The sequence below is a fragment of the Chroococcidiopsis thermalis PCC 7203 genome, from assembly GCF_000317125.1.
In the GTDB taxonomy this organism is placed as follows: domain Bacteria; phylum Cyanobacteriota; class Cyanobacteriia; order Cyanobacteriales; family Chroococcidiopsidaceae; genus Chroococcidiopsis; species Chroococcidiopsis thermalis.
In genome coordinates this window covers 5,381,186-5,402,387 of sequence record NC_019695.1, presented here as the reverse complement: position 1 = coordinate 5,402,387, position 21,202 = coordinate 5,381,186, and the positions used below count along the sequence as shown (strand labels likewise).

Sequence of the window (21,202 nt, the reverse complement as noted above, 5' to 3'; positions counted from 1 at the left end):
AGAGGACTATCGCGTGAAATTGGTAATTGCTGCGATCGCTATTTTATCTATTTTTGGGATCTCGGCATTGAATTGGCGTAACTCTGTTAAAGCTGTGTTCTTCATTCTTGTGATTGAGGGTGCATTGCGTAAATGGGTTTTACCTCAAGCAAGCGACACAATTTATTTTTTAAAAGACTTAGTGCTTTTGGGAGCTTACCTGCAATACTATGTCTTCTCAACGAGAAGATTTTCACTTCAAAATCGCCCTATTTCTATCCTAATTATTTTTGCAAGCATATGGTGTGTATTGCAAGTCTTTAATCCCAGTTTAGGTTCACCACTAGTAGGTCTTTTTGGACTCAGAGGATATATCTTTTATATTCCTTTAATGTGGATGCTACCAACTCTATTTCAATCGGAGCAAGATTTATATAAATTTTTGCGTTCTCATCTTTTATTAGTCATTCCTGTAGGTTTTTTAGGTATTGCTCAGTTCTTTAGTCCTGCTACTAGTCCAATCAACGTATATGCTCCCAGTCAATTGAAAGAAGTAGCTACATTTGGAGTTGCAGGAGCAACCCAAATTGTTCGCGTCACAGGCACATTTTCCTACATAGACGGTTATGCAGTATATCTATTAATCTGCTTTGGCTTACTGATTTCTCTCCTCTCACTCTCCCAACCACCTTTCTGGAAATGGGTTTCTATTTTTGAACTAATTCTGGTAACTGTTAACTCTTGTATGACTGGCTCTCGTAGCGTTGTTTTTGCCTTATTATTATTTTTTGTTAGTTTCATAACTGTTAAAGGATTTACTCAGCCTGAAAAGAGTATATCTCTGCTCAGTAAATTTTTATTACCAGCTATATGTATTTCTCTAGTCTCTTTTATCTGGTTTAAACCCGCAATTGATGCCTTCTTGTTACGGACAAATTCTAATCAAGATGTGACGGCACGCATTACGGCAACTTTTACCCAACCTTTCGAGTTTATTCAATATAAAGGACTCGACGGCTACGGCACTGGAGCAACCCAACCGGGGAGTCAAGCCCTGCGCCGATCGCTAAATTTACCAGATGGCGCAACCATTCCAACTTACTTTGAAGAAGAACCAGGCAGAATAGTTTTGGAGTTAGGTCCGATTGGGTTTTTTCTGTGGTACGGACTTAGATTGAGTCTTCTCATTGCACTTTTACGAGTTTTCTGTCAGTTAAAGAAACCATTCTTGCGTCAATTAGCACTGACAGCATTACTGATCCAGACACTTGCAATCTACGACCAGCTAGTAACTCAACCTACCTTTTTGGCTTACTACTGGTTTTTGAGTGGCTTTATCTTTCTCTTACCTCAATTAGAGTCGATAGAAAATTGGTATCGAGAACAACAATTATTGCAACAACACAATGTCTCATCCGCGTATCTCCCTGATTCACCCTACCAGTAATCCCTTTGCCCGCAATGCCGCACTAGCTTTGGGAGAAGCTAACTTACTCCAAGAAGCGATCACGACAATTGCCTACAATCCCAAGGGAGTTTTATCGCGCTACTTAAATTTACTACCGCAGAAAATTAGCACTCGCGTGGCGCTGGAATTAGGTAGGAGGGCGTGGACTGCGCCTGTAAATGTACCAATGCGATCGCACCCTTGGCAAGAAGCCATACGTTTAGCATTAGTCAAAACTAAATTAAGTCATTTGCTGAACTTAGGTCGTCAAGGACCGATCGATTGGGTGTATACCTCTCTCGATCGCCACGTTTCCCAACATCATTTACAAAATCTAGATGCAGTTTATGCTTACGAAGATGGTGCGGCGATCGCGTTTGAAGTTGCTAAACAACGCGGGATTCTCTGCTTGTACGATCTCCCGATTCCCTTCTATCGCATGAGTCGAGATCTCCAAGCCCAAGAAGCCGAACGTTTTCCAGAACTAGCGCCAGCACTACAAGCAGTCAAGGAGCCTGCATGGAAGATCGAGCGCAAGGAACGGGAAATTCAACTGGCAGACCACGTATTTGTTGCATCTTCCATCACCCAGCGATCGCTGTTAGATGTGGGTGTCAAACCAGAAAAAATTAGTGTCATTCCCTACGGCGCACCAATTGATTATTTCCACCCGCAAACTAAAACTGACAAACTGTTTCGCGCTCTGTTTGTCGGTCGCGTCGGACCTCGCAAGGGCTTTCATTACTTATTACAAGCTTGGCAAGAACTACACCTACCCGATGCCGAACTCTTAGCGATCGGGATTAACGAGTTTCCTAATAACTGGCTGACTCAATATCAAGATATTTTTCGCTACATTCCATCTCTGCCTCATGCGGCGTTGAACGAATATTACAGTACCGCAAGTGTCTTTGTTTTTCCCTCGCTTGTAGAAGGATTTGGACTCGTACTACTAGAGGCAATGGCTTGTGGAATTCCCGTCATCACGACACCCAATACTGCTGGTCCAGATATTCTGACAGACGGGGTAGAAGGCTTCATTGTCCCGATTCGCGATGTCGCAGCTCTAAAGGAAAAGCTGGAATGGTGTTATTCCCACCCAGAAGAATTAGCCCAAATGGGAAAAGCGGCTCGTCAAAAAGCCGAGCAATTAACGTGGGGATTGTATCGACAGCAATTAGCCAGTCGCGTCCAGGAGCTGTTATGCCAGAATTAGCAGGTCGAACTAACTGTCACTTGTGGTTTCCGAATATTTTTGAATTTAAAGGCGGAATTCAAGTCTATTCGGCTTTCTTGCTCGATGCCTTAGAAAGCTTATATCCGAATTGGCACTACCAGGTTTTTCTCAAGCACGACACTCGATCGCCATCCGATCTGGCGCGATCGCGCCATACTCAGTTTCACTGTACTGGTGCTTTACCTTTGCCATTGCGAACATTTGGCTTTGCCGCTCAGATCTGTGGAGCAGGACTGCGACAGCGACCGAGTTTAGCGATCGCCACTCACCTGAATTTTACAGTTGCAGCCTATTGGTTGAAACAACTAACTGGTATGCGTTACTGGGCGATCGCTCACGGTGTAGAAGCCTGGGATATTCACAAACCTGCTTTACAAAAAGCGTTGCACCATGCCGATCGCATTCTTGCTGTTAGTAGCTATACACGCGATCGCTTGCTCAAAGAGCAAAATCTCGATCCGGCAAAAGTCTCGCTTTTACCCAACACTTTTGATGCGGATCGCTTTAAAATTCAACCAAAGCCGCAATACTTACTAGAGCGTTACGGACTGACACCAGAACAACCAGTCATTCTGACTGTCGCTCGGTTAGATTGCCGCGAACGTTACAAAGGATACGACCAAATTCTGCAAGCCTTGCCTGAGATTCGCTGTCAGATTCCTGGCGTTCGTTATCTGATCGCTGGTAAGGGTAGCGATCGCGATCGGATCGAACAGTTAATCGCGAAACTCGATTTAAAAGATTGTGTAACCTTAGCTGGATTTATTCCCGATGTCGAACTGGGCGATCACTATAACTTGTGTGATGTCTTTGCCATGCCAAGTAAAGGTGAGGGATTTGGCATTGTATATCTAGAATCTCTAGCCTGTGGCAAACCCACTTTAGGAGGAGATCGAGATGGAGCCATTGATGCCCTTTGTCATGGAGAACTAGGGGCATTAGTCGATCCAGACGATACAAACGCGATCGCCCGAACTTTAATTCAGATTTTGCAAGGCACTTATTCGCATCCAATTATTTATCAACCTGAAGTTTTAAGACAGAAAGTTATTGATACTTTCGGATTCGAGCAATTTAAACAAACGATGGATAACTTAATTAAATTCAATTTGAGCAGTCAATGAAAGTTTTACATGTTATTCCTTCGATCGATCCTGCTTTGGGTGGACCAACTCAGGTTGTCCTTAATCTAGTTAGGGCTTTGCGCGAAAATGGAATTGATGCCGAAATTGCCACCACGAACGATCGCGGTTCAGAACTGTTAGACGTGCCGCTCCATCAGCGGGTTGAGTACGAGCAAGTCCCAATTTGGTTTTTTCCACGTTTTTCACCACCACTTAAAGAGTTTATTTTTTCGGCAGCTTTGACTCGTTGGCTTTGGCAACACGCCCGAGATTACGATTTGATCGAAACTCACTATCTTTTTTCCTATGCACCCGCTTGCGCTGCCCTAATTGCCAGGTTGCAAGGAATTCCCTACACCATGCGTACTATGGGACAGTTAACGCCTTGGGCTTTGTCTCAAAGTTGGTTGAAAAAACAGATATATTCATTTCTGATCGAGCGTCACAATCTCAATTGTGCCGAAATGATTCATTGCACTGCTCCAGGCGAAGCCCAGGATGTGAGAAAATTTGGCATTCAAACACCTAGTTTTACTTTGCCTTTAGGAGTCGATCGCCCAGTAGAACTACCTGATGCTAAGCAAAAGCTATACGAAACTTACGGTATACCTACCACTACACCAGTTGTCCTATTCTTGTCGCGACTTCACCCTAAAAAACGCCCAGATTTGTTAATTCAAGCCCTCAGCCAGCTAGCAGCTCAGAATCACAACTTTCATCTGATTTTGGCAGGTTCGGGAGAGCCGCAGTACCTCAACTACTTGACTGACTTAGTATCATCCCTCGGACTTTCTCCGCGTACATCCATCACTGGCTTCGTTATGGGTCGAGATAAAGATCTCCTCCTACAAGCCTCCGATCTTTTTGTCTTGCCGTCCTTCTCCGAAAATTTTGGGATTGCCGTAGCAGAAGCAATGGTAGTAGGGCTACCAGTTGTTGTGACTCCCGACATCCAAATTTCACCAGAAATTGCCGCAGCCTCGGCTGGGCTAGTTGTTGAAGGTCAAATCGCACCCTTAACAAATGCGATCGCACAACTACTATCATCTCCAGAACTCCGGCAGCAATTAGGAGAGAATGGTCGGCTGTTGGCAAGTCAACAGTATTCTTGGCAAGCGATCGCCCAGAATCTGATCTCGATTTACACGGCGGCGATCGAGCGACAACCAATTCCTACAACCTTCTCAAACCCAGAGAATTTTGTCACGCTGCCATAAGCGGCAACACGCATGGATATAACGTCAACAATGTCAAGAGTAAAAACTACCAGTTCGAGCAAAAACCAGCGCTTTCAGTACAAGAGATGCCGTTTTGTCTGTTTGTCAACTGCTGCTGTGTTATTCGTACTGTTCGGGATTATTCCTCTGCGACTAGCAATTGCTTTAGAGCGATCGCCGCTGCCCCAAGCAATTATTGCTTTAGGTGGCGATCCGAGGCGCGAATCTTTCGCTGTTGACTTTGCATTACGGCATCCACCTTTAGAAATCTGGATTTCTTCCCCTTATCTCAAAGCCTTCAATCTTCCAGATCCGAGTAGCTCTAGATCGCGAATACATATCGATCGCCGCGCTGTCGATACCGTAACTAACTTTACCTCTCTTGTTGCCGAGTTCAAACAACGGTATTTTCAACATGTTTACTTAATTACATCCGATTTTCACATGGCAAGAGCAAAGGCGATCGCCTTCTTTGTCTTTGGCAGCCAGGGGATTGCTGTAACTCCTATATCAGTTCCATCAAACCAACAACCTGAATCCTGGTTTCATATTAGTCGTGATGTTTGTCGTACTTGGTTATGGATGTTTACAGGTCGTACTGGAGCTAGCCTTAAATCTGAAATTTAAGATCGATAGTGGAATTACATGTATCTAGATCGTTACACCCTCGGTACTTACACTCCTGGCGCTCCCGTGTGGAAACAACTCCTGTGGTATTTTCTCGGAGAGCCTTTATTTCGCACTTATTGGCTACCTATCTCTCAGTTAAAAGTCTGGATACTACGTAGTTTTGGTGCTACAGTTGGTCGCTCTGTCTGTATTAAGCCTGGAGTGCGGGTAAAGTTTCCTTGGCGGCTAACTGTAGGTGATTGCGTGTGGATTGGAGAAAATGCTTGGCTCGACAATGTTGCGCCGATCGCCATTGAAAGCCATGTCTGTATTTCTCAGGGTGTTTATCTGTGTACTGGCAATCACGACTGGAGTGCTTCTGACTTCAAGCTGATCCCAGCCCCAATTCACATCGAGCAGAGTAGTTGGATTGCGGCGCGGGCGACGATTGGTCCTGGTGTCACTGTCGGTAAAGGCGCGGTGTTGAGTCTCGGAAGCGTAGCAGGGCGATCGCTTCAGCCCATGACAATTTACGCGGGCAATCCCGCACAACCAATCAAACAACGAGCAATTTGCGATCGGTAAATTTATCAGCTCGGTAATATTGCCAAAATTCGACCTATGAAAAATTAATAATTTTTCTATTTTCTAGATAAACATCTCGATATCTTTTTGGTTCTTACTTTTTGAAATATACGTAAGGTGCGTTAGCATGATGGCGTAACGCAATACTCTAAGTCTGTGGTGTGTGACGCGACTAGAAAATTTTGGGTTATTTGCAGCAGATTTAGAATTAGTATAGACACTTAAATTTCAGTATTTTTACTGAAAAAACTAAGAAGATTGTTAAACTCTAATTGAATTCTCAGTAAAACCACACTTGGACATAAAGCTAGGTCAAAGTTAGATTTTTTCAAGTTCGATCGTGTAAAGCTACCTTACATTACCTAGCGAAATAGCCTTTTGAGTTAAGAGAGAATTTTAATTTTATTAAATAGTCTTTTGTGTAGCTTTGCCTTTCACTTAAATTGAGTGCTTTTCCTTTGCACTCCTCACTGTTTAAACAAAATCATCGCATTGGCAGAGGTAGGCAGAGCTTCAGATGCTAGATAAATACGTACAGCAAGAGCAAATTGAAAAACTCAAAATATTTTTGCCGGCTCAGAGCAAAAGTAAAGAACTCGCACCTTCTTTCAACTTAAATATTATTACGCAATTTTATCCACCAGACTATGCTGCTACAGGGCAACTCATTGAAGAACTAGCACTGAATTTAGGACAACTAGGGATTCAAGTAAGGGTTTTTACCGGACAGCCAGGATATGCATTTAAAAAAAATGCGGCTCCTAGTATAGAACGTTCTGAAAAAATTCTGATTCGGCGATCGCGAACTTCTCGAATGTGGAATGCACGGATTCGAGGCAAAGCCATTAATGGTTGCCTGTTCTTTTTCCGAGCTATCTTACACTTATTAAATAAAAAGAACCGTGGAGATCTCCTACTTCTAACCACTGCACCAGCCTTTTTACCAATCGTCGGCTACATAGCCAAACTATTATTTGGGATTCCTTACGTTTGTTTAATGTACGATTTATATCCTGACGTTGCAATTGAGCTAGATATTTTCTCTAGGAAAAATTGGTTAGTAAAATGGTGGAGATTACTCAATAGAAAAGTTTGGCGCAACTCAGAAAAAATAATTGTTCTCAGCTCAACCATGCGAGAGAAAGTTTTATCTCACTCTCCCGAAATGAGTGACAAAATTGTAGTCATTCATAATTGGGCTAATCCCAACTGGATTGTACCGCTAGAAAAAGAAAATAATTGGTTTGCGCAAAAGTACGAATTGGTCAATACTTTCACCGTGCAGTACTCTGGCAACATGGGTCGCTGTCACGAACTAGAGACAATTCTAGAAGCAGCTAGACAATTGCAAGACGAACCAATTCAGTTTGTTTTTATTGGCGGAGGAGCAAAATTTCAATCTAGTTTTGAATGTGTCAAAAAACTAGGTTTAAATAATTGTCGCTTCTTGCCCTATCAAGATAAACAAGACTTACCATATTCGCTAACAGCTTGCGATTTATCTTTGGTCAGTATTAGTCCCAAAATGGAAGGAATTGTCGCCCCGAGCAAGCTCTATGGCATTCTCGCAGCTGGTCGTCCCGTCGCTGCTATTTGCGAAACCCATTCCTATTTACGGCATCTCTTAAGAGAAAGCGGTTGCGGTGCTGCTTTTAATTCAGGTGATGCCAGTGGTTTAGTTCAGTTTATTCGCCGTCTAAAGAGCGATCGCGAACTCGTTAAACAAATGGGAATGGCAGGTCGGCAATATCTCCAATTCAATTTCACGCCAGAAATTATTGCCAAACAGTACTCAAATGTATTACAACAAGCATTTCTAACAGCAAAAAGACGAGTTGTTCGTTCTAGAAATAAGAGCGTGGAAGCCGTGACAGAAGAAAGCTAAAGCTCACCAGCAGGGCTATTCCTGTTTTTTCCTTCATCAACTGCCTAATAACGACATAAATATGGAAGAGCAATATCGAACTCAGCATTTAGCAACAGAAAGAAATGGTAAGTATTCGCAGATGTCATTGCCATCCTATGTTGCACATTACTCAGAGTTACCTCAGGCAGAAGAATGGAGTTTGTCTCAGCTTCTGGCAGTTGTACGTCGTCGAGCGCCGATTATCGCTAGTGTAGCGATCGCTTGCTGCGTGACTACCTGGGTATGGACATTAACTCAACCAGCCAAGTATGAAGGAAAATTATCGGTATTGGTAGAGCCAGTCAAGGCTGAAAATAAATTATCGGGATTATCGAACGTTCCAGTTGTGAATGCTAGCCCAAAAGGGCAAGAATCTTTGGATTACAGTACACAGATTATTGTTTTGCGTAGCCCCGAAATTCTAATTCCTATCGCTAAAAATATTTCTGTGCGGTATCCAGATATTAATTATGCTTCTTTACTAGAAGGCTTGAAGGTTTCTCGCTATCAAGAAACAAAAATTTTAGAAGTTAGCTATCGAGATTCCGATCCCCAGAAAATTCAATTTGTTTTAGAACAGCTAGCTAAAGGATATTTAAAATACAGCTTACAGGAGCAGCAAACAAATCTACGCCAGGGAATTCAGTTTGTTAATACTCAGTTACCTCAATTGCAAGCACGAGTCAACAGCTTGCAATTGCAATTACAAAGATTTAGAGAACAATACAGCTTATTTTCTCCCGAAGAAAAAACAGGACAGCTATTTGAAAAATATAGCACTTTAGAATTTCAGAAATTAGAGATTCAAAAAGATTTAGCGGAAGCTCAAAAACTCTACAATGCCTTACAAAGTAAATCTGGCACTAAGTTAGCGCTAGAACTAGAAGCAAAAGCTCGTCATGGGGTGGGAACTTTGCAGCAACAATCGACAGTTGACCACCCTCAAAAATCGCCAGCGATCGCGGCTATAGATGAATCCTCTACGCCCAGTCGTGCAATATCACCGCAAGCCCAGCAAGATGCTCCTCAATATCAGAGTTTACTCGCTCAGTTGCAGAATATAGATACTGAAATTGCCAAGAATGCAACTATTTATCGAGTAGATAGTCCGTACATTCAGTCGCTGAAACGGAAACGGGAAAGTCTGCTGCCACTATTACACAAAGAGGGAGTGCAGGCACTAGAAAATCAACGTGCGTCAGTATTAAGCCAACTTTCCATACTCCAAGTCAGAGCCGCCAAGAACGCCCAAGCACTCGATCGCTTAAATCGAGAAATCGACGGAATGCCAAATTTGGCACGTCGTTACACTGACTTACAGCGAGAGTTAGTTATTGCTACTGAAAGTTTGAACCGTTTTCTAGAAAGGCGGGAATCGCTGCAAATCGAAAATGCTCAAAAAGAGACTCCTTGGCAACTCATTTCACCACCTCAGTTACCTTCTATCCCGATATTTCCTAATATTCCACGATTCCTGATCTTAGGCACGGTAGCTAGTATCTTAGCTGGAATTGGAGCAGCGCTACTCGTGGAAAGGCTCGATAATGTGGTTCATTCACCCGATGAGTTGAAGGAAGCGACAAAGCTACCAATATTAGGTATAATTCCTTTCCATAAAAACCTAGCTAAGCATCTGGCAGATGGAGAAACGAATCAGAGGCAAGAGAACAGCAGGTCGCGTTCCCACAGAAATGCTTATGGCTATCACTATTTCCCTTTCTTAGAATCTTTCCGATCGCTGTATACTAACATCGGCTTTTTAGGTTCCGATACACCGATCCACTCTCTCGTCATCAGTTCTTCCGTCCATGCTGACGGTAAATCTACTATCTCAACTCACTTAGCCCAAGCAGCAGCAGCAATGGGACGCAGAGTGTTACTAGTCGATGCAGATCTACGTTTACCGCAGATTCATCACATTTTACATTTATCCAATGACACGGGATTGAGTAATGCAATAACAACTAACGTACCAGTTGCCGATTTAATTCAGCGATCGCCTGCCTGGGAGAACTTGTTTGTCTTAACCGCAGGTCAAATTCCTCCCGACCCTACCAAACTGTTATCCTCTCACAAGATGCGCAACATCATGGAGCAGTTGCGGCAGCAGTATGACTTAGTGATTTACGACACTCCACCACTTTTAGGTTTAGCAGATGCGAGTTTGCTGGCTCCTCTAACCGCAGGAATTGCGATCGTCACGCGGATGGGTAAAACTGACCGTGCGCTGCTAATGCAGACCCTCGATCAGTTAAAACTGTCTCGCACTCAAGTTTTAGGTGCAATTTGTAACGGGGTGAAAGATTACAAAGCTACAACTTCTTACCATCACTACTACTATCAACCTCGAACTCGGGTAGCAGAATAGTTTCATGTTGAATTTTAGATTTTAGGGTGTGCTACGTAGTTTACCGTGTAGAGACGTTACATGTAACGTCTCTATACGGACTATGTTAGAGTACCCTACTATTACTACCATTATGAGGAGCTAGAGCAATTAAATCTTCCACATTATGCAGTATGGTATTGCAAATGATATCGAGTGGTAGATCGCAAGAGTTGCGTCCGAAAGGTTCTTCAATTTCAGAACCAATTTGTTCGATACTTAATAAAATGAAACTCACAAAAGTAATAATGCTGCTAGTAAACCAATTTACCTCCTTCACAATTTCTAAGGGAATAACAAGGCAATAGACAAAAACTAAATTTTTTAAAATTAACGGATAAATTAAAGGTAGTGGTGTTTTTAAAATGCGTTCGCAGCCTCCTAAAATATCTACTAACTGGTCTACCAATTTTTGTAGCGACGTTAACTGATAAATATTCAAGCGATCGCGATCGTGTTGCTCTTGTAAATAATCTCCAACCCAAAAAGCAATTTGTAGGGGCGGATGGTTTGTATATTTCAATCGAAAGAACTGAGTTTCTGCTACTAAACCACTTAGCTCATCAGTGACGTGTTCGCCTCTTAAATGTAGTTTCATCGCCACGGCAAAAGCCACAATTAATCTAAGAGTGTACTCTTTTTGCGCCCGGTCTTGTGGTGTCTCCTCTTTGACACCAATCCATAAATCACGAGTTAAGTTGCGCACTGTATTCACTAAACTACCCCATAGCTTGCGCCCTTCCCAAAATTTTTCATGGGCTGTATTAGTACGAAAAACTAATAGTAAAGGTAAGCCAATATTGAAAATTAATACTGCTCGCGTAATTGCATCGCTCTCTTCTGGTATTGATACAGGAATGCCAAAACTATAAAGTACAGATATTAAAAAGCCATAACTACTTAAAACAAGTACCCAAGGCAAAACCCCAGGAAAAACAGCTTGAGTCAGGCGAAACACAATCTGAAACAAATTCAAGGTTTCTCCAGTATATAGCCGATACTTCTCCACAAATTTGCTATTGGCTTTTTTAGGTTTATCGCGGCGATCGGGCGGCTTTTGCTTAAGCTTGGATGGCGAAGATTGAGTTTGAGAATAAACTGTTACATTGCAATCTTTTAGCAAAAAACCTTTATCTGTCTTTGCACCCATTTGTCCGATAATTTTCGCCACCCACTGATGATAATTCTCCTGAGCTTGTTCTAGTTTTTTATAAACATGAGGTTTTAATGTTAGCGTAACTATTTGACCATCTAGATCGATTTCAAACTGCTTCCAGCCATTAGCAATAGTTCTCACACTATCTGGTAGGCGATCGATCTTGACAGTTAGTTCTAGCTTACCTGGTGTGGACATAGCTTTTTCAGTAGAGTGTGGGGATAAGTCAAAAGTCAAAAGTCAAAAGTCAAAATCAACTGATAACTGATAACTAGAATGCAACCGTAGCATCATGTTCTTTGTCTTCAGAATTGAAGCAATTTGTTTGCGGTGATGATGACTTTGCCGTTGGTGGTTGTTGCGCTGTTGTTGGAATACAGCCATCAAGATGCATGGCAATTTGGGCGATTTGAGCTAGTTTGCCATGTAATTGTGCTTGTTCCAAAGCAAAACCTACATCGATCGCGACTTGGGTATAGAAGTCAATTTCAGTTTGCTGCCATTCCCTGAAACCAAAGCATTGATGGGCAACTAACAAGCCAAATAGCTCATCTTGCATCAGGATAGGTGCTATGAGGCTACTCTTAACGGCAAAGCGCTCTAAATTATGAATGCAGCGATCGCTGAGTCCATCTGTGTAAACGTTGTTCACAGCACGAGCGTAACCAATTTGCTCGTATGCAGTGCGATCGTTCCGCCAGAAAGGATCGTCAAGACGATGATTTAAAGCTTGGGGTAAGCCAGGGGTGACTGATTCAGCTATAACTGTGCTACCGCGATCGCGATCGCAGCGATAAACTACCACGCGCTCGGTTTGTAGAGCAGATTTGAGTTCGTCTGTCACAGTTGTCAAAATATCCGACTGTACGAGCGATCGTCGCAACCGTAACGCTATTTGTTGCCGCATCTGTACTTGCTTGGCTGCTGTGGCTCGATACTCTAGCAGCGCTACCCGATCCAGTGCCAAGCCAATTTGAACGGCAATCTGCTCGAATAAATCGATTTCTGTTGGTTGCCAAGTACGGGGTGCAGTACACTGATGGGCAATGAGCGAACCTACCAGTTTACCGTTACTAACAATTGGTGCGACTAATTGAGCTTTGACGGCAAACTGTTCTAAGGCATCGATTCGATCTATCGTTAGTCCAGCAGTATGAATGTTGGCGATCGCTCGTACTCCCTGACGATCGCTCTGTTGAATCTCGCTTTCGTACCCATAAAAGCGATCGAGCGGATGATTTAGGGTTTGAGGCAAACCAGGAGCAACTGATTCTGCTACAACAATGCCGCTACCATCTGTAACAAAACGATAAACTAATACTCTATCTGCTTGAAATATCTGTCTCATTGTTTTGGTGACAGCATTAAACAGATCGGATGATGAGTGTGCTTGCTGCACTACCTGAGTCATTTGTTTTAATCTCTGGGCATACTCCACAGCAGATTGCCGCTCTTGTTGTGAGATCTTGTGTTGCAGGATCGAGCTGACTATAGTGGCAAGTTGTTTAAACAACTCGACCTCTTCTATCTGCCAGTGACGAGGTGCGTTGCAGTGATGGGCAATTAGCAAACCTAGCAGTCCATTGTCGCTTGTAATTGGTACGACTAAACTTGCTTTAACTGCAAGTTGTTCCAAAGTTTTGATGTGACACTCAGTCAAATCCGCAGCATAGATATTAGCGATCGCCCGTATCCGTCCGTCACTATATTGTCGTGCGTAATCTTCTCGGAAACAAGGATCGTCTATCCGGCAACCAATGGCGTTGGGAAACTGAGCAGTTACCGATTCTGCTACTATCGTGCCACTCCAATTGCGATCGAAACTATAGACGAGGACTCGATCGGTTTGGATTGCTTGTCTAATTTCTAACAGTAGGTTGTCTAAACAATCTTCGCAATTGAGCGATTGAATCGCAAGCGATAAAATTTTGTTGAGAATTTCTCGATCGCGCAAGTAAGTTTGCTTGCGCGATCGACTCGCTCCACAACTATTTGAAATATCAATATCGATAGACGATCTTCTAAAGTTACGATAGATATTACGATAGGTAAGACTGTACTTATCTGTAGCAGTTTTGGGAGCGAAGTCGAAGGAATTTGCCTCCATTTCATCAACCTCAAAAATTTCTCTATTACTAGAAAATACAAAACTTAACGTTCTCGTCAACAGTAGTTCGCTCAAAGCGTTAGTTCAATCTGTCTAGCACTACTAGCTACTATCTATACCTCTTTATTTTCTCTATTGTTGAAGAGAATTTCTAATTTTAGGGGCTATTTCTGCTAAATCGTGCAGTTTATAGTCTGTTAGCGAAGAAAAAAAAGATTGCTACAAAGCCTAGCTTGGCATAGCTTTTATTCGCATAGCCTTCCTGTCAAGGCAGTCTTGAGTTAGTCTTTTTGTATATTTAGCGTGACAAAGTTGCGATCGCATAGAACAATATAGCTAAATAGCTTACCTCGTTGAACTAAAATAGCTTCGGTGGTTTCCGTAGTAATTTGTGTATCAAAAGTATTTTGATGAAACTAAATTATCAAAATATTTATACGATCGATAAAAAGACAAAACTATCATTAAGAGCTACTCAGTTTATTTGGAGAAAATTTTACGAGTATTAAGTATTAAAAAATACTCTCCTTTCACAGTAACCCGAGCGGTCGTCAATCGATCGTCGGACATTAAAGTCATTTCGCGATCGCCGATCGCTGATGAGATACTTTTCTGCGATCGGTAAAAAGCTAAGAAGAATTCTTACCACAGACGTTACATGTAACGTCTCTACACTGACAACTGATAACTGTCATACAATTGACCGTTAGCTATCTTTATGTTAGGAATAGCTACTTGTGCTAATGCACCCAAATTCCTGCTCGATCCTGACTCCTGCTGTGAAACGAAAATTTTGTTTGCTGCCAACTTCAGCATTATTATGGTTGCTAACTACAGCACCGTGGCTGACGTTCACTGCTGCTAATGCTCAACTTCAAGCGCCTGTAACCCCACCTGTTACGCCATCATCCGTACCGCAAAATACCCCCAGCCGTTCCACCACACCAAATGGGCTACTTGCAGCAGGCGATCGCATCTCCTTGAACGGTCGCATTCTATCCGCAGCTTGGCGACAGTGGGAAGCGCAGCCAGCCACAAATAGGATTCAAACGGCAATTAGCGATGTAGGATTGATGCAACTGGGCGTAGACTTACTGAATACTCAGGATGTAACCCGACAACCGATTCGGTGGTTTACGACTCCTGATACTCCACCACTCGTCTCAAGCATCTGGCACAGTGGCGCGTATCGTTATTTAGATCTATCTCAATTAGCAGCAAAAGTAGGTTGGCAACTGCAAAGCGAAGGTGACGTTCTGCGGATTACTACGCCAGCTGCAAAGATTACAGGACTACGCCAGGGTAAACAAACTTGGGGCGATCGCTTGGTAGTAGATTTAGATCGCCCTACGCCCTGGCAGCTAACGCAACAGCCTCCAGTCACTAAACCAAAAGTGCCGCTTGCCGAACTCCCAGACGATCCAAAACAGCAATTACCATCTCAGGCAGTCTCTGCCCTCTCACCTCCATATCAACAATGGAAGATAGCAATCGACGCTGCGATAAATCCTGAATTAGCCCAGCAGTTAAACGCTAATCTAGCCATCCAATTGCCAAAACAGAGCCAGATTTCACCGACTCCTCTCGTTAAATTAGGCACGACTGCCAATCTCACCACGATCGATCTCAATTTACCTGTAGGCATCTTCCCCCGCGTCAGTACCCTTAGCCAACCCAACCGCATCATTATCGATTTGCGCCCCGATCCGATAGTGGAACGGAATATTTTGTGGGCTAGAGGCGTGCGTTGGCAACAAAAGTATATTAATTTAGGTCGCGATCGCTTTCCCGTGACATGGTTAGAAGTCAACCCCCGCACCACAGGACTAGCCCTTAGACCAATTTGGAGTGCAGTAAATTCTCTGATTGGGACTGCGCCGATTGTGACCACCGCTCAACGTTATACAGCTGCTGCTGCCATTAATGCTGGATTTTTCAACCGCAACAATAAATTACCCTTGGGAGCAATTCGTCGCGAGGGGCGCTGGCTGTCTAGTCCAATTCTCAACCGAGGCGCGATCGCTTGGAACGATGCCGGGCAATTTAAAATCGGTCGCTTGCAACGCCAAGAAACAGCGATCGCCTCTACGGGGCAAAGTTTGCCAATCGTCAATCTGAATAGCGGCTACATTCAAGCCGGAATTTCCCGTTATACCTCTGACTGGGGAACTACCTATACGCCCTTAACTAATAATGAAGCGATCGCGATCGTCCAAAATAATCAAGTTACCGCTAATCTGTCAGGCGGTTTAGCCGGAAAAACAGCCTTTCCCATTCCCCTCAACGGCTATTTACTTGCATTCAGGACTGGTAGTACTGCTAATCTACTACCTATTGGTACGCTGTTACGCTTGACCGATGGCACTGTTCCTAGCGAGTTTGCCCAATATCCTCACGCGATCGGTGCTGGACCATTATTAGTTCAAAACCGCCAAATCGTTCTTAACGCCAAAGCAGAAGGATTCAGTGATGCCTTCAGCCGCCAAACTGCCGTGCGTAGCGCTATTGGTGTCACGGCAACAGGTAATTTGCTCATTGCTACAGTTCACAACCGAGTTGGTGGGACTGGTTCTACTTTATGGGAAACTGCCAAGCTCTTGCAGCAAATGGGTAGTATTGATGCTCTCAATCTCGACGGAGGTAGTTCCACCAGCCTTTACTTAGGGGGACAACTCGTCAATCGCTCTCCTGTCACCGCAGCCCGCGTTCACAATGGGTTTGGCATTTTTCTAGAAACAGAAAGCAGAAAGCAGTGACCAGTTATCAGTGACTAGCTATCAGTTATCAGCGCTAATCATTGTCAACTACCAATTACCCATTACCCATTACCAACTACTAACTACCTTTTTTGATGAAGATTATTTAAAGCTTAACGACTAGTAAGTAAAGAATTGATGTAGCCCATACCAATCGGCAAGTTTACTGATGACACTCCTCGGAAGAAGTCTGCTATCTTGGGCTAAGGCTATACTCGACATATTATTGCTATTGCATTGCTATTGCTGCGGTTATTACTGTCACTGTCTTTTGCTTTGGTTCCTTTTATTTTTAATAGTGGATAACAATTATCAGGAGAAAAATTCATGGTTCAAACTCAAGAAACTTCCCAGGCTCACGCGCCTACTCTACCGATTCCTACCGCAGTTGCTCCTAAAAGCGTCGCCGCTACGGAATTACGTCCTTGGGGTTCTTTTACGGTATTAGAAGAAGGGCGCGGATACAAAATTAAGCGAATTGAAGTTAAACCAGGGCATCGCCTCAGCCTGCAAATGCATCACCACCGCAGCGAACACTGGATTGTTGTTTCTGGTACTGCCAAGGTTGTGTGTGGCGATCGCGAAATTATGCTTTGTAACAACCAATCTACCTACGTACCTCAGTGTACCTCCCATCGTTTAGAAAATCCCGGCGCAATCCCCCTGATACTCATTGAAGTACAAAACGGAGAATACTTGGGCGAAGACGATATCGTCCGATTTCAAGATGACTATTCTAGGGGCTAGGGGTTAAGGGCTAGGGATTAAGGTTTAGTATTATACTCTTCATATCACCCTACTCCCTGCTCTCTGCTCCCTACTGCCTAGTTCAATGATTCAAATTAGTCCCTCTGCTGCTAAAGAAATTCAACGACTTCGATCTAAACAGAGCAACCCCGACGCTTTCTTTCGTTTGTGCGTGCAAGCTGGGGGTTGCTCTGGTTTGTTTTACGATTTGAAATTTGACGAGGCAACAGAGCAGAGCGATTGCCTTCTAGACTGCAACGGTATTGTTGTAGCGATCGATGCCGACAGCTTAAACTACATTCAAAATTTAAAACTCGATTATTCCGAAGATTTAATGGGTGGAGGATTTCGCTTCTCTAATCCTCAAGCGATCGCCACTTGTGGTTGTGGTAACTCTTTTGCTCTGGAATGAGGGAGTCGGAAGTGGTGCGTGAAAATACTCTTGTCAACTACCAATCACCCATTACCCACTATCAATCCCACCAGTTTGACATAAATTTACTAAAATCGGTATAATCATAGATCGTTAAATTTAAGCAGCTAAAACTACGCGCTGTAAATCATGCCAACCATACAGCAGCTCATTCGTAACGAACGTCAAGTAGCGAAAAAGAAAACAAAATCCCCTGCTCTGAAACAATGTCCGCAACGTCGGGGCGTTTGTACAAGAGTATATACAACCACACCGAAAAAGCCCAATTCAGCTCTACGAAAAGTTGCTAGGGTTCGCCTAACTTCTGGTTTTGAGGTTACGGCATATATTCCCGGTATCGGACATAACCTGCAAGAACACTCCGTCGTCATGATTCGTGGTGGTAGGGTAAAAGATCTACCAGGCGTGCGGTATCACATCATTCGCGGTACTTTGGACACCGCTGGAGTAAAAGACCGCAAACAAGGACGCTCGAAGTACGGAACTAAGAGACCAAAGCAGTAAGGTAATTCTGCTGCTGACATCATTGCGGTTATAGGATTTTTACTTTTTTTGAGGTGAGATGCCTAAAATCGGAATGAAAGTCAGCGCCAGCAGGCAAAATAACGGTATATCTAACTAGTAAGCTTTACCTGTCGTCATAATAGCTAAAGCTTCGGCTAAGCAAAAGTGCGATCGCGGCGACGCAATAAACGGTGTTAGATGTTTCAACTGCCTTGTGCTAGTTACCTCAAAGCCACCATGCCATGAAAACTTAGTTCTGTTGTTGCCAACCCCAATCAAACTAAACGTAAAGAATAACTTATGTCCCGTCGTGCTGTAGCGCAAAAGCGCCCCATCCCTTCCGATTCCGTATACAACAGTCGCCTGATTAGTATGATGATGCGCCGCGTCATGCGCAGTGGCAAGAAATCGCTGGCAGCAAGAATCATTTATGATGCGATGAAAACAATCGAAGAGCGTACTGGCAACGATCCGCTGGAAACTTTCGAGAAAGCCGTGCGGAATGCTACACCTTTAGTAGAAGTCAAAGCTCGTCGGGTGGGAGGAGCAACCTACCAAGTACCGATGGAAGTCAGACCAGAACGGGGAACGGCACTGGCATTACGCTGGTTGATCCAATTTTCTAGACAGCGTTCCGGTCGTTCTATGTCTATGAAGTTGGCGAACGAATTGATGGATGCTGCTAATGAGACGGGTAGTTCGATCCGCAAACGGGAAGAGACTCACCGGATGGCTGATGCCAACAAAGCCTTTGCTCACTACCGCTACTAAAAAGTTGCTCGAAAAAAGCGATAAAACTAGGCAATATCCCCCTATTTTGGTGGCGGCTTTCCCTAAAAGTATAGAATCTTAACAGAGAGTAATATAGAGATACCTGCGGCAAAAACTACTCAAGGAGGTAGCTGTGGCACGTACCGTTCCGCTGGAAAAAATCCGCAATATTGGAATTGCGGCTCACATTGATGCGGGCAAGACAACAACGACAGAACGAATTCTGTTCTATTCTGGAATGATCCATAAGATCGGTGAAGTCCACGAAGGAACAGCGGTAACTGACTGGATGGCTCAAGAGCGGGAGCGTGGCATTACAATTACTGCTGCTGCGATCACCACCAACTGGAGAGACCATCAAATTAATATCATCGACACTCCTGGTCACGTAGACTTCACGATTGAAGTGGAACGTTCCATGCGGGTATTAGATGGCGTAATCACAGTCTTATGCTCCGTAGGTGGCGTACAGCCTCAAACAGAGACAGTTTGGCGACAAGCAGATCGGTATAAGGTGCCACGCATCATCTTTGTCAATAAGATGGATCGGACTGGAGCAGATTTTTACCGAGTATACAATCAGGTGCGCGATCGCCTCCGCACCAACGCAGTACCGATTCAGCTACCCATTGGTAGTGAAACAGACTTCAAAGGTCTGATCGATCTAGTCAAGATGTGCGCTTACATCTACGGCAACGATCAAGGTACGGATATTCAAGAAGTAGAGATTCCTGCCGATCTGCAAGAGCTAGCACAAGAGTATCGCACGAAGCTAGTTGAAGCAGTAGCAGAAACCGATGAAGCCTTACTAGAGAAGTATCTAGAAGGTGAAGAACTGAATGAAGCTGAAATCCGTAAAGGGCTGCGACAAGGCACAATTGCGGGTACGATTGTCCCCGTGTTATGCGGTTCTGCCTTCAAAAATAAAGGCGTGCAGCGCTTGCTAGACGGTGTTGTAGATTACCTGCCAGCACCTACAGAAGTTCCGCCAATTCAGGGAACAACCGTCAATGGCGAGACAGTCGAGCGCTTTGCTGACGACAATGCACCGCTGTCAGCACTCGCTTTCAAAATCATGGCTGACCCATACGGGCGCTTGACTTTCGTGCGCGTCTATTCTGGCGTGCTGAAAAAAGGTAGCTACGTCCTCAACGCTACTAAGAACAAGAAAGAGCGAATTTCTCGCTTAGTAGTATTGCGAGCAGATGACAGGATCGATGTTGAAGAATTGCGTGCAGGCGACTTGGGTGCGGCATTAGGATTAAAAGACACTTTGACAGGCGATACTTTGTGTGACGACAGTGCGCCAGTCATTTTGGAATCTCTGTTTATCCCAGAGCCAGTCATCTCGGTAGCAGTAGAGCCAAAGACCAAGCAAGACATGGACAAATTGTCCAAAGCGCTGCAATCCCTTTCTGAAGAAGATCCTACTTTCAGGGTTAGTGTCGATCCCGAAACGAACCAAACCGTAATTGCTGGGATGGGCGAACTCCACCTAGAAATTCTGGTAGACCGGATGCTCCGCGAATTTAAAGTGGAAGCAAACGTGGGAGCGCCACAAGTAGCTTACCGCGAAACCATTCGCAAGCACGTTACGAAAATAGAAGGGAAATTCATTCGTCAGAGTGGTGGTAAAGGTCAGTACGGTCACGTTGTCGTTGACCTAGAACCAGGCGAACCAGGCAGTGGGTTTGAATTTGTCTCTAAGATAGTTGGTGGTTCTGTACCTAAAGAGTACATTGGACCTGTAGAACAGGGGATGAAGGAAACTTGCGAATCTGGCGTACTAGCTGGGTATCCGCTGATTGATGTCAAAGCGACATTGACCGATGGCTCTTACCACGAAGTAGATTCGTCGGAAATGGCTTTCAAAATTGCTGGCTCAATGGCAATGAAAGCAGCAGTAGCAAAAGCATCGCCAGTGCTACTGGAGCCAATGATGAAAGTCGAAGTTGAAGTCCCCGAAAACTTCCTGGGGGATGTGATGGGCGACCTTAACTCTCGTCGCGGTCAAATCGAAGGCATGGGATCGGATCAAGGCTTATCCAAGGTAACTGCTAAGGTTCCGCTGGCAGAAATGTTTGGTTATGCTACAGATATCCGCTCGAAGACCCAAGGTCGGGGTATCTTTTCAATGGAGTTTAGCCATTACGAAGAAGTACCTCGCAACGTAGCTGAAGCAATCATTGCTAAAAGCAAAGGGACATAAATGGAGTTGTTAGCTGTTAGTTGTTAGCT

Annotated in this window: 17 protein-coding genes; 14 read left to right on the top strand and 3 right to left on the bottom strand. The window is 44.0% G+C overall.

The window, feature by feature from the left end:
* Positions 1-13 precede the first annotated feature (13 nt).
* The 8 genes from CHRO_RS23495 (at position 14) to CHRO_RS23460 (ending at position 10,472) form a co-directional block, all read left to right on the top strand.
* Positions 14-1,426 carry a hypothetical protein gene (locus CHRO_RS23495; protein WP_015156723.1) on the top strand — a complete coding sequence of 471 codons (1,413 nt, stop codon included), beginning with the start codon at positions 14-16 and terminating at the stop codon, positions 1,424-1,426.
* Entirely contained in the window at positions 1,386-2,642 is a 1,257-nt protein-coding gene (locus tag CHRO_RS33950) for a glycosyltransferase family 4 protein (protein ID WP_015156722.1), read from the top strand. The genes CHRO_RS23495 and CHRO_RS33950 overlap by 41 nt, the downstream gene beginning before the upstream one ends.
* Complete coding sequence (locus CHRO_RS23485; protein ID WP_015156721.1) at positions 2,630-3,787, top strand: glycosyltransferase; 1,158 nt, start codon at positions 2,630-2,632, stop codon at positions 3,785-3,787. The genes CHRO_RS33950 and CHRO_RS23485 overlap by 13 nt, the downstream gene beginning before the upstream one ends.
* Positions 3,784-5,004 (top strand): glycosyltransferase, encoded by a 1,221-nt coding sequence (locus tag CHRO_RS23480; protein WP_015156720.1) that lies wholly within the window; start codon positions 3,784-3,786, stop codon positions 5,002-5,004. The genes CHRO_RS23485 and CHRO_RS23480 overlap by 4 nt, the downstream gene beginning before the upstream one ends.
* Before the next feature lie 30 nt (positions 5,005-5,034).
* The gene (locus tag CHRO_RS23475; RefSeq protein WP_015156719.1) at positions 5,035-5,631 is read left to right on the top strand and encodes a YdcF family protein; all 597 of its coding nucleotides are present in this window, start codon (positions 5,035-5,037) and stop codon (positions 5,629-5,631) included.
* Positions 5,632-5,649: 18 nt separating this feature from the next.
* Positions 5,650-6,198 carry a WcaF family extracellular polysaccharide biosynthesis acetyltransferase gene (locus CHRO_RS23470; RefSeq protein ID WP_015156718.1) on the top strand — a complete coding sequence of 183 codons (549 nt, stop codon included), beginning with the start codon at positions 5,650-5,652 and terminating at the stop codon, positions 6,196-6,198.
* 517 nt (positions 6,199-6,715) lie between these two features.
* Entirely contained in the window at positions 6,716-8,083 is a 1,368-nt protein-coding gene (locus CHRO_RS23465; protein WP_015156717.1) for a glycosyltransferase family 4 protein, read from the top strand.
* Positions 8,084-8,144: 61 nt separating this feature from the next.
* Positions 8,145-10,472, top strand: coding sequence for a GumC family protein (locus CHRO_RS23460; protein ID WP_015156716.1), 2,328 nt, complete (start codon positions 8,145-8,147; stop codon positions 10,470-10,472).
* A gap of 85 nt (positions 10,473-10,557) precedes the next feature.
* On the opposite strand, the gene CHRO_RS23455 is transcribed toward CHRO_RS23460, so the two are convergent.
* The 3 genes from CHRO_RS23455 to CHRO_RS32835 all read right to left on the bottom strand — a co-directional run bounded on the left by CHRO_RS23455 (position 10,558) and on the right by CHRO_RS32835 (position 14,402).
* Positions 10,558-11,883, bottom strand: coding sequence for a bestrophin family protein (locus tag CHRO_RS23455; protein ID WP_245570510.1), 1,326 nt, complete (start codon positions 11,881-11,883; stop codon positions 10,558-10,560).
* 34 nt (positions 11,884-11,917) lie between these two features.
* Entirely contained in the window at positions 11,918-13,828 is a 1,911-nt protein-coding gene (locus CHRO_RS23450) for a GAF domain-containing protein (RefSeq protein WP_181824227.1), read from the bottom strand.
* Positions 13,829-14,258: 430 nt separating this feature from the next.
* Positions 14,259-14,402 (bottom strand): hypothetical protein, encoded by a 144-nt coding sequence (locus tag CHRO_RS32835; RefSeq protein WP_158265858.1) that lies wholly within the window; start codon positions 14,400-14,402, stop codon positions 14,259-14,261.
* Positions 14,403-14,496: 94 nt separating this feature from the next.
* On the opposite strand from CHRO_RS32835, the gene CHRO_RS23445 reads away from it, so the two are divergent.
* The 6 genes from CHRO_RS23445 to fusA all read left to right on the top strand — a co-directional run bounded on the left by CHRO_RS23445 (position 14,497) and on the right by fusA (position 21,173).
* The gene (locus CHRO_RS23445; protein WP_015156713.1) at positions 14,497-16,509 is read left to right on the top strand and encodes a phosphodiester glycosidase family protein; all 2,013 of its coding nucleotides are present in this window, start codon (positions 14,497-14,499) and stop codon (positions 16,507-16,509) included.
* Positions 16,510-16,836: 327 nt separating this feature from the next.
* Positions 16,837-17,256, top strand: a complete 420-nt coding sequence (locus CHRO_RS23440; RefSeq protein WP_015156712.1) for a phosphomannose isomerase type II C-terminal cupin domain — start codon at positions 16,837-16,839, stop codon at positions 17,254-17,256.
* 85 nt (positions 17,257-17,341) lie between these two features.
* Positions 17,342-17,668: a HesB/IscA family protein gene (locus CHRO_RS23435; RefSeq protein ID WP_015156711.1), complete on the top strand. Its 327-nt coding sequence runs from the start codon at positions 17,342-17,344 to the stop codon at positions 17,666-17,668.
* Between the two features lie 150 nt (positions 17,669-17,818).
* Entirely contained in the window at positions 17,819-18,193 is a 375-nt protein-coding gene (gene rpsL, locus CHRO_RS23430; protein WP_015156710.1) for a 30S ribosomal protein S12, read from the top strand.
* Between the two features lie 300 nt (positions 18,194-18,493).
* Positions 18,494-18,964: a 30S ribosomal protein S7 gene (gene rpsG, locus CHRO_RS23425; protein ID WP_015156709.1), complete on the top strand. Its 471-nt coding sequence runs from the start codon at positions 18,494-18,496 to the stop codon at positions 18,962-18,964.
* A gap of 133 nt (positions 18,965-19,097) precedes the next feature.
* Positions 19,098-21,173: an elongation factor G gene (gene fusA / locus CHRO_RS23420; protein ID WP_015156708.1), complete on the top strand. Its 2,076-nt coding sequence runs from the start codon at positions 19,098-19,100 to the stop codon at positions 21,171-21,173.
* Positions 21,174-21,202 lie beyond the last annotated feature (29 nt).

What these genes read in the sequence shown, in the direction of transcription:
- CHRO_RS33950 (WP_015156722.1), top strand. Translation starts at nt 1,386, where the DNA reads ATGTCTCATCCGCGTATCTCCCTGATTCACCCTACCAGTAATCCCTTT.
- CHRO_RS23485 (WP_015156721.1), top strand. Translation starts at nt 2,630, where the DNA reads ATGCCAGAATTAGCAGGTCGAACTAACTGTCACTTGTGGTTTCCGAAT.
- CHRO_RS23480 (WP_015156720.1), top strand. Translation starts at nt 3,784, where the DNA reads ATGAAAGTTTTACATGTTATTCCTTCGATCGATCCTGCTTTGGGTGGA.
- CHRO_RS23475 (WP_015156719.1), top strand. Translation starts at nt 5,035, where the DNA reads ATGTCAAGAGTAAAAACTACCAGTTCGAGCAAAAACCAGCGCTTTCAG.
- CHRO_RS23470 (WP_015156718.1), top strand. Translation starts at nt 5,650, where the DNA reads ATGTATCTAGATCGTTACACCCTCGGTACTTACACTCCTGGCGCTCCC.
- CHRO_RS23465 (WP_015156717.1), top strand. Translation starts at nt 6,716, where the DNA reads ATGCTAGATAAATACGTACAGCAAGAGCAAATTGAAAAACTCAAAATA.
- CHRO_RS23460 (WP_015156716.1), top strand. Translation starts at nt 8,145, where the DNA reads ATGGAAGAGCAATATCGAACTCAGCATTTAGCAACAGAAAGAAATGGT.
- CHRO_RS23445 (WP_015156713.1), top strand. Translation starts at nt 14,497, where the DNA reads ATGCACCCAAATTCCTGCTCGATCCTGACTCCTGCTGTGAAACGAAAA.
- CHRO_RS23440 (WP_015156712.1), top strand. Translation starts at nt 16,837, where the DNA reads ATGGTTCAAACTCAAGAAACTTCCCAGGCTCACGCGCCTACTCTACCG.
- CHRO_RS23435 (WP_015156711.1), top strand. Translation starts at nt 17,342, where the DNA reads ATGATTCAAATTAGTCCCTCTGCTGCTAAAGAAATTCAACGACTTCGA.
- rpsL (WP_015156710.1), top strand. Translation starts at nt 17,819, where the DNA reads ATGCCAACCATACAGCAGCTCATTCGTAACGAACGTCAAGTAGCGAAA.
- rpsG (WP_015156709.1), top strand. Translation starts at nt 18,494, where the DNA reads ATGTCCCGTCGTGCTGTAGCGCAAAAGCGCCCCATCCCTTCCGATTCC.